General features: G+C 33.8%; 11 protein-coding genes and 1 tRNA gene. 6 read left to right on the top strand and 6 right to left on the bottom strand.

All coding sequences use genetic code 11. From position 1 onward, the window contains the following. From PHC28_RS11255 to PHC28_RS11230, 6 genes are all read right to left on the bottom strand, one after another. Nucleotides 1-517 (bottom strand): NRDE family protein (locus PHC28_RS11255; protein WP_300100189.1); only part of this gene is annotated, 517 nt, incomplete at its 3' end. After that, a complete protein-coding gene (locus tag PHC28_RS11250) occupies nucleotides 505-999 on the bottom strand; it encodes a DinB family protein (protein ID WP_367278023.1) in 495 nt (164 codons plus the stop codon). The genes PHC28_RS11250 and PHC28_RS11255, both read right to left, overlap by 13 nt. Continuing rightward, entirely contained in the window at nucleotides 996-1,379 is a 384-nt protein-coding gene (locus PHC28_RS11245; RefSeq protein ID WP_300100186.1) for a DoxX family protein, read from the bottom strand. Before PHC28_RS11245 ends, PHC28_RS11250 begins: the two co-directional genes overlap by 4 nt. An 11-nt stretch (nucleotides 1,380-1,390) precedes the next feature. Next, nucleotides 1,391-1,849 (bottom strand): YHS domain-containing (seleno)protein, encoded by a 459-nt coding sequence (locus PHC28_RS11240; protein WP_300100184.1) that lies wholly within the window; start codon nucleotides 1,847-1,849, stop codon nucleotides 1,391-1,393. A 106-nt stretch (nucleotides 1,850-1,955) separates the two neighbouring features. Continuing rightward, nucleotides 1,956-2,573, bottom strand: a complete 618-nt coding sequence (locus tag PHC28_RS11235; RefSeq protein ID WP_300100181.1) for a Crp/Fnr family transcriptional regulator — start codon at nucleotides 2,571-2,573, stop codon at nucleotides 1,956-1,958. Between the two features lie 162 nt (nucleotides 2,574-2,735). Next, nucleotides 2,736-3,878 carry an acyl-CoA dehydrogenase family protein gene (locus tag PHC28_RS11230; protein WP_300100178.1) on the bottom strand — a complete coding sequence of 381 codons (1,143 nt, stop codon included), beginning with the start codon at nucleotides 3,876-3,878 and terminating at the stop codon, nucleotides 2,736-2,738. A 643-nt stretch (nucleotides 3,879-4,521) separates the two neighbouring features. Here PHC28_RS11230 and nhaD point away from each other — a divergent pair. The 6 genes from nhaD to PHC28_RS11200 all read left to right on the top strand — a co-directional run bounded on the left by nhaD (nucleotide 4,522) and on the right by PHC28_RS11200 (nucleotide 9,347). After that, nucleotides 4,522-5,898, top strand: coding sequence for a sodium:proton antiporter NhaD (gene nhaD / locus PHC28_RS11225; protein WP_300100175.1), 1,377 nt, complete (start codon nucleotides 4,522-4,524; stop codon nucleotides 5,896-5,898). A gap of 47 nt (nucleotides 5,899-5,945) precedes the next feature. Beyond that, nucleotides 5,946-6,662 (top strand): MotA/TolQ/ExbB proton channel family protein, encoded by a 717-nt coding sequence (locus PHC28_RS11220; RefSeq protein ID WP_300100172.1) that lies wholly within the window; start codon nucleotides 5,946-5,948, stop codon nucleotides 6,660-6,662. A 2-nt stretch (nucleotides 6,663-6,664) separates the two neighbouring features. Further along, on the top strand, nucleotides 6,665-7,060 hold the full coding sequence (locus PHC28_RS11215; protein ID WP_300100170.1) for a biopolymer transporter ExbD: 396 nt from the start codon (nucleotides 6,665-6,667) through the stop codon (nucleotides 7,058-7,060). 7 nt (nucleotides 7,061-7,067) lie between these two features. Then, entirely contained in the window at nucleotides 7,068-7,937 is an 870-nt protein-coding gene (locus PHC28_RS11210) for an energy transducer TonB (protein WP_300100167.1), read from the top strand. 26 nt (nucleotides 7,938-7,963) lie between these two features. Continuing rightward, the gene (locus PHC28_RS11205) at nucleotides 7,964-9,184 is read left to right on the top strand and encodes a folylpolyglutamate synthase/dihydrofolate synthase family protein (RefSeq protein ID WP_300100165.1); all 1,221 of its coding nucleotides are present in this window, start codon (nucleotides 7,964-7,966) and stop codon (nucleotides 9,182-9,184) included. Nucleotides 9,185-9,272: 88 nt separating this feature from the next. Then, nucleotides 9,273-9,347, top strand: a tRNA-Val gene (locus PHC28_RS11200). The last annotated feature ends 193 nt before the right edge of the window (nucleotides 9,348-9,540 follow it).

Raw genomic sequence — 9,540 nt, 5'->3', positions numbered from 1 at the left:
AAATTTCAGTTTTTGAATCCAAAAAAGTATAAAACCAATCAGAGCGATTTTCCCGAATTGACTTTGGATATAAAGTAGATGACGACCAAACGTGACTTTTATTGATGTCCAATTGAGTAGTTTCTTTCTCAAATCCATCCCAACGCAGTTGAAAAAGTTCCTTATTTTGAAATAAAACTAAGGTAAAAGGTTCGATATTTTCCAAATCGATTGCTGCCCAAAAATCCTTTGGCGACAAGCTGCTAATCGTATCCAGAACAATCAAACCACGGCTTTTTCTGTAAGGTGGTTGATGTTGGTGTTTTTCGTTTGCACCGTTCAACAAAACTAAAGTTGTTCCTTCTTCATCGACGGCAAACCAAGTTCCGCCAGCTTGTGGATCTTTTGGAAAAATAATATTCTTGTTGTTTATGGAATAATTTCGAGGTCCGATGGCAGATGGTCTAAGTACTTTTTCATCTCGATTTGAAGTAATTATAATTTTGCCGTTAGTGTTGACAAAGCTTACTGTGCACATTGTTTTCTGTATTCGATTGTGGAACGCGCAACTCCAAAATTTTCGTCAACTTTGATATTGTCTGACATTAAAACGGCCACTTTTATCAACGCCTGATGATGGATGCAATGTTCGAAATTATAGAGTAATTCCCGGTAATAATTGCTTTCGGTCGTGATTTCGTTACCGTCAATCATTTGTCTCAAAACAATTTTTTTATTCTCTTTATCCAAATTATTTTGGATGGAAACAATTTGTTGAATGGCAAAATCCGTGTCGGTTTGTATTAAAGTATTTCTTTCTCGCTTGTCATAATTCAAAATTCCAGATTCATATTGATTTTCGAGACATTGAAAAAGCTCAATAATGTGTCGTGTATGTTCACCAATGCTAGCATTAGTCAACTGTACACAAGGCGTAGCGTATTCATCATTGGATAATTGATTTAACAAATTGGTCAGCTCTTCTAGATTGTTTTTTATGGAAGATAACAGCATATTCATAACTTTAATTTTAATAAATCAGAGATTTTATTTTTGTCCTGAAAAACCAAAAACGCACAACAAAGAAAGGTAATTATTGCCAAAATAAAAAGTGTTCCACCATCGTTTTGCACCTCAATTCCCAGAACAAATAGATGGGAAAAAATTGCACCAATCATCACGCCACATCCCATTAATGCTCCAAGTAATGTAGTTCTTGGAAATAAAATTAAAATGGCTGCAATCAGTTCAGCAATTCCAGAGCCAATTCTACCATAAGGTTCTATTCCTAAAGTTGAGAAAATATAAATGCTCTCCTCTGCCCCAGTAAATTTAAAATATAAGGTTTGCAATAAAATTACTGCTGCAATAATTCTGACAATCCAAGTTAGGGATTTCATAGTTCTATTTATTATTTGTAAAATTTTTTCCAATTGGCTTCTGCTTTTGCTTTCAAATTGCTTTCGTCTTTGTTCCAACTTTTTAGCGTATTATTGAAATAAGCATTGTAAAACAAATACAATTTTCCATCTAAAATTTTAAATGTTTCCGGATCAATTTCTACTTTTTCACCCGAGTTTCCCATTGCATAAGCACACCAACCACCAAATTGTGGTTCATAGCTCATAGGCTTTTTTAAGAAAGTATCTCTATTAGTAACCGATGAAAAATAATAAATTACACCTTCAAAGTTGGTTGAAATTTCTTTCTTCCCCTTTAAAGGTTTTCCATTAAAATAGGCTACGGGGTCATACCCTTGAATCGCGATTTTGTTTTCAAGATTGAAATGAATTAGTCGCTTGTTCTCATTTTGAGCAAATGTTATCAAAGAGAAAAAGCCAATAAGGAAATAGATAATGTGTTTTTTCATTGTAATAGAATTTAAAATGTTGTTTTGAATATTACTTTGACAAAAATAATAGGAATCAAAAACAACATTTGTCAGCTAGTTTACAATGAAGTGAAAATAGTTGAAATTACAATTTTTTAATATCCGGAATAATGATTTCTTTTCGGTTGTAAAACAATATTCCAGAATTTTCCATTTCATTGAGCAATTGGGTTGTGGTTTGTCGTGAAGTGCAAATAATCTGAGCGATGTCGTTTTGTGTCAAATAATTTTCAATCACTATTTTGTTACCAAAAACTTTTCCTTCTTTTTCGGCCCAATCTTTTAAAAACTGATGTAATCTGGTTTTAGCATCTTTGGAAATCAAGTTGGAATAACTGTTTCGGATACGTTTCATTTTCAAACCAACAAATTTGGTATAAGACAAAGCTAAACTTGGATTTCTTAATAGTAAATCTTCAAAATCAGACATTAGAAAACTACAAATAGCCACATCGTCACTCAAAACTTTGGCATATTCGTTAGAGTTTTTATCGTTTTCTAAAGTTAATTCGCCAAATAAATCTCCTTTTTGAATAATGTCTTTTATGGTTTCACTTCCCTCTTCATCAACAGCCACAATTTTAATAGCTCCTTTTTTGAGTAAAAAAATTCTTGGTACATCCGAAGAAGAAAAATAAATGGTCTCCCCTTTTTTAGCTTTTTTAAAACCAATAATGATACATAATTGTTTAATTTGAGACATACTCAAGGTTTGAAACAATTTGTGATCTCGTAAATACCAATATTTTAAATCTTCATACATAAGATAAAATCTGTTGTTGTAAAAGTATATAAAATTTTAAATCAAAAACCCTATCAGAGTTTAAAACTCTGACAGGGTTCAATAACTACAAAATATTTGAATCTATCCAGCAATTATACTCCGTGAAATCACGATTTTCTGAATTTCGGAAGTGCCTTCATAAATTTGAGTAATCTTAGCATCCCGCATCATTCTTTCTACGTGATATTCCTTCACATAACCGTTCCCGCCGTGAATTTGCACTGCTTCTACAGCTGTATCCATTGCAGTTTGTGATGCAAAAAGTTTTGCCATTGCACCGCTAATATCATAATTCTTGTGGTTGTCTTTGTCCCAAGCAGCTTTCATACAAAGATGACGAGCAGCTTCAATATTTACGAACATATCCGCCAATTTGAAAGCAATTGCTTGGTGATTGCAAATTTCTGTTCCAAAAGCTTTTCGTTCTTTCGAATATTTCAAGGCTAATTCATAAGCTCCTGAAGCTATTCCTAATGCTTGTGAAGCAATGCCAATTCTTCCTCCAGCCAATGTTTTCATTGCGAATTTAAAACCAAAACCATCTTCTCCAATTCTATTTTCTTTTGGAACCTTCACATCGTTAAATAGCAACGAATGGGTATCTGAACCACGAATTCCCATTTTATGTTCTTTTGGGCCAACAGTAAAACCTGCCATATCTTTGGTCATAATCAAAGCGTTAATTCCTTTGTGTTTTTTTTCAGCATCGGTTTGTGCAATGACAATATAAAACGAAGCTGTTCCTCCATTAGTAATCCAGTTTTTTGTTCCGTTTACCAAATAGTGGTCGCCCATATCTATCGCGGTGGTTTTTTGCGAAGTAGCATCGCTTCCTGCTTCGGGTTCACTTAAGCAAAAAGCACCGTGAATTTGTCCAGAAGCTAATTGTGGCAACCATTGTTGTTTTTGTTCTTCGGTTCCAAAAGCCTGCAAACCCCAACAAACCAAAGAATTATTGACAGACATCACCACTGAAGCCGAAGCATCGACTTTCGAAATTTCCTCCATTGCAAGAACATAAGAAATTGTATCTAAACCACTTCCTCCATATTTTTCATCCACCATCATTCCCATAAAACCAAGCTCTCCCATTTTTTTGATTTGCTCTGCGGGAAAAATTTGATTTTCATCTCGCTCAATTACACCAGGCAAAAGTTCGTTTTGGGCAAAATCTCTAGCGGCTTGTTGCACCATTAATTGTTCTTCGGTTAGATTAAAATTCATAATAATATAAAATAAATGTTGTTTTTTGTTTAAAAATTTTATCAAAGATAAATTTTTTATTCTGTATATTTTGACAAAATCGAAAGATTACTACAACGTTATCGTTACGCTATCTAAACCTTTGTTAATGAAGCCAGATTAGTATCTATTTTTCAAATAAGTAACGAGAAAGATATAATGTCGCAATTATTAAAAAGAGTTTTTGCCACCGATTAGAAGGATTAAAAAGATTTTTAAGCTAATTAACGAATTAATCTGTGCTAATCTGTGACCCGAGCGATAGCGAACAGGCGAAGCAAATCTGTGGCAAAGGAATTCATTAAAATACGACATTAAATTTTAGCTATTACTTAAATAATAGGATTCAAATGAATTTTAGAACCTATTTAAGTTTGAATTTATAAAATAAATTGCTTAGACACGATCGAAAATTTCAAAATATTCACAAAAGAGAAAACGAATCATCACTCAGAAAAAGTTCATAATTTTTAAGAATAAAGGAAAAAACATTTTCTAAAATCTTGAATATGTAATTATCACCCTTTTTTCCTTATAAATAACAAAAAAATTAAAGAATTTAATCTCAAAAAATTACATTTGCAATAGTTTCGTTATACTATTAAATCAATTAATTTATCATTTTATGGAAGTAATTTTAGTTTTTTTATTCATAATTGGCTACTTGCTAATTACATTGGAGCATCCTTTAAAGCTTGACAAATCAGTACCTGCCTTATTAATGGCTTCGACAATGTGGGCCTTTTTATCCATAGGATTTAATTTGGGTTGGTTTTCAGTTATTAATGAAAGTGGAGCTATTTTTAATATTTCCAATGGTGATCTTGAACTCCAAAAAGAAGGTTTTTTAGATACTCTAACAAGTAAATTTAGTGCTACTGCAGAAATATTGATTTTCTTAATTGGCGCAATGACCATTGTTGAACTCATTGATTTACACAAAGGTTTTGATGTTATAAAAAGTGCTATTAGAACAAAAAGTAAAGTTCAATTACTATGGATTTTAGGAAGTATCGGTTTTATCCTTTCTTCAATTATTGATAACTTAACTGCTACAATTGTATTAATTACCGTATTGCGAAAATTAATTCACAATAAAGAGGAACGTCTTTGGTTTGCCTCTTTAATTGTCATTGCAGCCAATGCTGGTGGAGCTTGGTCGCCAATTGGAGATGTAACAACCACTATGCTTTGGATTGGAAATAAAATTACTGCTGGTGGTTTAATGGAATATGTGGTTATCCCATCGGTTGCGAGTTTTGTGATTCCATTTGTAATTGCATCAAGACTAAAAGCATTTAAGGGTGATGTCAAAATACCTGAAGTTCACGTTAGCCAAGAACAAGAAAAACTATTGAGCAGCACTAAGATGTTATATTTAGGTCTTGGTGCCATTATTTTTGTTCCAATTTTTAAAACTATTACTCACCTTCCTCCTTATTTAGGAATGGTATTTAGTTTGGGAGTTGTTTGGTTATTTTCAGAATTTATTCATCCGGAAGAAAATTTTGATAAAGCAAACAACAAAAGATATTCTGTACACACAGCATTATCAAGAATTGAATTCTCAAGTGTTTTATTCTTTTTAGGAATATTAATGGCAGTAGGATGTCTTGAAGTATTAGTTTTTGGCAGCATTTCAAACGTACAAACAGGAACATTACGTTTTGCAGCCGAGAGTTTATCTAATGCAATTCCAAATATGGATTTAGTAATTATTTTGCTTGGAGCATTATCCTCAGTAATCGACAATGTCCCTTTGGTAGCCGCTACAATGGGGATGTATACTTTTGGAGTTGATAATCCAGTTTGGCATTTTATTGCTTATTGTGCTGGAACTGGAGGGAGTATGCTAGTAATTGGTTCTGCAGCTGGTGTTGCAGCAATGGGAATGGAAAAAATTAACTTTATTTGGTATCTAAAAAAAATAACTTGGCTCGCTTTTGTTGGATTTATGTCAGGAGCACTTATCTTTATTGGAATAGAACATTTTTTTAGGTAACAATTTATTGTAATTTTTAACGTTTTAATGTCAAAATAAATACAAGTATGATAGCTTTTCTTCAAATCGATTCAACTGCACAAGTCGCCTCAAATATAGCAAATACCGCAGAACAACTAGCTGCAAAACCCGAATTATCCGTAATAGATATCGTTTTTAGTGGAGGAATCGCAGGGCAAACCATTATGGCAGTAATTTTTATTATGCTGTTTTTCGCCATTTATCTCTACTTCGAAAGATTATTGGCAATCAATGCCGCTTCGAAAATCGATGCCAATTTTATGAATAATATTAAGTTAAATATCATAAAAGGTAGAATTGATGCAGCCAAATTGCTTTGCGCTCAAACCAATTCACCAGTGGCACGATTAATAGAAAAAGGGATTTCAAGAATAGGAAAACCTCTTGCTGATATTCATACTGCTATTGAAAATGCAGGAAAATTAGAAGTGTACAAACTCGAAAAAAATGTAAGTATGCTGGCTACCATTTCTGGCGCTGGTCCAATGACTGGTTTCTTGGGAACCGTTGTAGGAATGGTTATCGCTTTTCATAAAATGGCCGAAAGCGGCAACAATAAAATTGAAATGAGCACTTTATCCGAAGGAATTTATACCGCGATGATGACTACAGTTGTTGGTTTAATTGTGGGAATCATTGCTTATGTAGGTTACAATCATTTGGTTTCGAAAACAGATAAAATTGTGAACCAAATGGAAGCCAATGTAGTTGAATTCCTAGACTTACTAAACGAACCAACTTAATTATGAATTTAAGAGGAAGAAATAAAGTTTCGGCGGAATTCAATATGTCATCGATGACGGATATTGTGTTTTTGTTGCTCATCTTTTTTATGATTGCATCAACGACAATAACTTCGAACAATGCTTTGGATTTGGTTTTACCAAAATCATCTGGTAAATCGGATGAAGTAAAAAACATTTCGGTAAGTGTTAATAAAAATCTGGAATATTTCATTGATAAGGATAAATTTGCCGAAAACACATTGGAGGAAAAGCTCAAAACAATGCTTGCTAATCAAACCGACCCAACCATACTTTTGCATGTCGAAGAAGGTGTTCCTATAGAAAGAGCAGTTAGCGTAATGGATATTGCTTATAGAAATAAATTCAAAATTGTTTTGGCAGTAAGTCCAAAATAGAAACCGAATGAAAATTTTAGAAACCGAATACGAAAGAAAATCATTTGCACTAACTACAGCCTTTTTTATATTGCTGTTTTTGCTATTGATATTCCTAAAACTTACCATAGACCCTGTACCAGCAGAGCTTGAAGGCGGCGGCGGCGGTGGCGAAATTGCAATAAATTTTGGAAATAGCGAAGTAGGTTCAGGTAAAAATTATAAATCCAAAGATTTATCGGTTCCAGTGGTAAAATCAGTTCCTATTAAAACAACACCTCAGGTCGAAAAAGTTTTAACTCAGGAAACTACCGATGCACCCGTAATTTCTCAAACAAAAAAAATTGAAAAAGTAATCACTCCAAAACCTGTAATAAAAGAAGTTCCCAAACCTTCAAAATCTACTACAGACGCTTTGTCAAGTATAATGAACAGCTCAAATAAATCAGGCGATGGAAACGACAAAACTGGTGGAAATAAAGGAAAACGGAATGGGGATCCAAATGCAAAAGGCTATAATGGTGGTGGCGGCTCGGGAACTGGAAGTGGTGGAGGAACTGGTTCAGGAACAGGATTAGGAAACGGATCTGGCTATGGTAATGGATCCGGAAGCGGGACTGGAAATGGAAACTATCAATTGGGAAATAGAAAAGCACTCAACAAACCTGAACCAAGATATCTTTGCAATGAGCAAGGAACAGTTGTAGTACAAATTGCTGTTGATCAAAACGGCAAGGTAATAAGTGCCAATCCAGGTATAAAAGGAACTACAAATACAGCTAAATGCTTATTAGATCAGGCAAAAATAGCCGCTATGAATACAAAATGGCAATCGGATGACACCGCTCCCGACACACAAATTGGCAAAATTATCTATAACTTCAAATTGACACAATAAACTAATTGTCAATAGCATTCCAATAAATGAACTATCAAGAAACGACAAGCTGGATGTTTAATCAACTCCCGATGTACCAACTTCAAGGTGCTTCAGCCTATAAAAAAGATTTAACTAATGCTTATTTACTTGTAAAACATCTCGGAAATCCACAAGAAAAGTTCAAATCCATTCACGTTGCGGGAACCAACGGTAAAGGTTCTACTTCCCATATGCTCGCATCGATACTTCAGGAAGCGGGTTACAAAGTGGGATTATATACTTCGCCCCATCTCAAAGATTTCAGGGAACGCATCAAAATTAATGGAAATGAAATTCCAGAAGATTCTGTTTGTGATTTTATTACTGCAAATAAAGTCTTTTTTGAAGTCAATGATATGAGTTTCTTCGAAATGACCGTTGGAATGGCTTTCGATTATTTTGACAAAGAAAAAGTGGACATTGCCATTATTGAAGTGGGAATGGGTGGAAGACTTGATGCCACAAATGTCATAACTCCTCTTGTTTCCGTAATTACAAATATTGCATTTGACCATACACAGTTCCTTGGAAACACTTTAGAAAGTATTGCTTTCGAAAAGGCGGGAATCATAAAACCAAGCATTCCAGTTGTCATTGGTGAATATACAAATGAAACAAAGCCTGTTTTTTTGGCAAAAGCCAAAGAAAATCATTCAGAAATCTATTTTGCTTCCGATTTAATTTCTCAATCTTATCCTTCCGATTTAATTGGCGATTATCAAGTTCATAATAAGAAAACCGTCATTCAAACAACTTCTTTATTGAACTCTCAGAAAGTATTTAAAATTTCCGAAGACGACATAAAATCTGGTTTATTGAAGGTTACAAAAAACACCAGACTAGAAGGAAGATGGCAACAATTGGGTGAATCTCCAAAAATTATTTGCGACACGGCACATAACAAAAACGGATTGGAAATTGTGATGAAGCAAATCCAAAAAGAACAATTTGACACATTACATATTGTTTTGGGCGTAGTCAACGACAAGGATTTAGATGAAATTTTGCCACTTTTCCCAAAAAATGCTAACTATTATTTTTGCAAACCCAACATTCCTCGAGGTTTAGACTCTCGAATTCTAAAACAAAAAGCAAGAGAATTTGAATTGGATGGAGAAGCATTTGATTCTGTTTCAGAATCTTATAAAAACGCATTGAAAAAAGCCGCTAAATCAGACCTTATATACATTGGCGGAAGTACTTTTGTCGTAGCAGAAATTTTATAGTTTTTAAAAAATTTACTTGCGAATATGAAAAAGTGATGTATATTTGCACACGCAATAAGGAAACGAAGATTTCTAAACTGTAAAATAAGGGCGATTAGCTCAGCTGGTTCAGAGCACCTCGTTTACACCGAGGGGGTCGGGGGTTCGAACCCCTCATCGCCCACAAAATAACTTCATTAGAAATAATGGAGTTTTTTTTATTTTTATAACTACTTCATTCTATATAAACAATTAAAGTTAGTGGGTTTGCTTCCGAAGAGGAAAAATTAATTTTATGGAATGATTTAGACGCCAAAGATTACCATACTTATTTCACTATTTTCTCCAAGAGTAATACAATAAACATCAATCGTGGT

The organism is Flavobacterium sp. (genome assembly GCF_028712645.1).
In the GTDB taxonomy this organism is placed as follows: Bacteria; Bacteroidota; Bacteroidia; order Flavobacteriales; family Flavobacteriaceae; genus Flavobacterium.
The sequence above is the reverse complement of the archived record's forward strand: the minus strand, read 5'-3'. Positions and strand labels throughout refer to the sequence as shown.

Coding starts and splice junctions, on each gene's coding strand:
- PHC28_RS11220 (WP_300100172.1), top strand. CDS start 5,946: ATGATAGCTTTTCTTCAAATCGATTCAACTGCACAAGTCGCCTCAAAT.
- PHC28_RS11235 (WP_300100181.1), bottom strand. CDS start 2,573: ATGTCTCAAATTAAACAATTATGTATCATTATTGGTTTTAAAAAAGCT.
- PHC28_RS11205 (WP_300100165.1), top strand. CDS start 7,964: ATGAACTATCAAGAAACGACAAGCTGGATGTTTAATCAACTCCCGATG.
- PHC28_RS11245 (WP_300100186.1), bottom strand. CDS start 1,379: ATGAAATCCCTAACTTGGATTGTCAGAATTATTGCAGCAGTAATTTTA.
- PHC28_RS11215 (WP_300100170.1), top strand. CDS start 6,665: ATGAATTTAAGAGGAAGAAATAAAGTTTCGGCGGAATTCAATATGTCA.
- PHC28_RS11240 (WP_300100184.1), bottom strand. CDS start 1,849: ATGAAAAAACACATTATCTATTTCCTTATTGGCTTTTTCTCTTTGATA.
- PHC28_RS11250 (WP_367278023.1), bottom strand. CDS start 999: ATGAATATGCTGTTATCTTCCATAAAAAACAATCTAGAAGAGCTGACC.
- PHC28_RS11230 (WP_300100178.1), bottom strand. CDS start 3,878: ATGAATTTTAATCTAACCGAAGAACAATTAATGGTGCAACAAGCCGCT.
- PHC28_RS11210 (WP_300100167.1), top strand. CDS start 7,068: ATGAAAATTTTAGAAACCGAATACGAAAGAAAATCATTTGCACTAACT.
- nhaD (WP_300100175.1), top strand. CDS start 4,522: ATGGAAGTAATTTTAGTTTTTTTATTCATAATTGGCTACTTGCTAATT.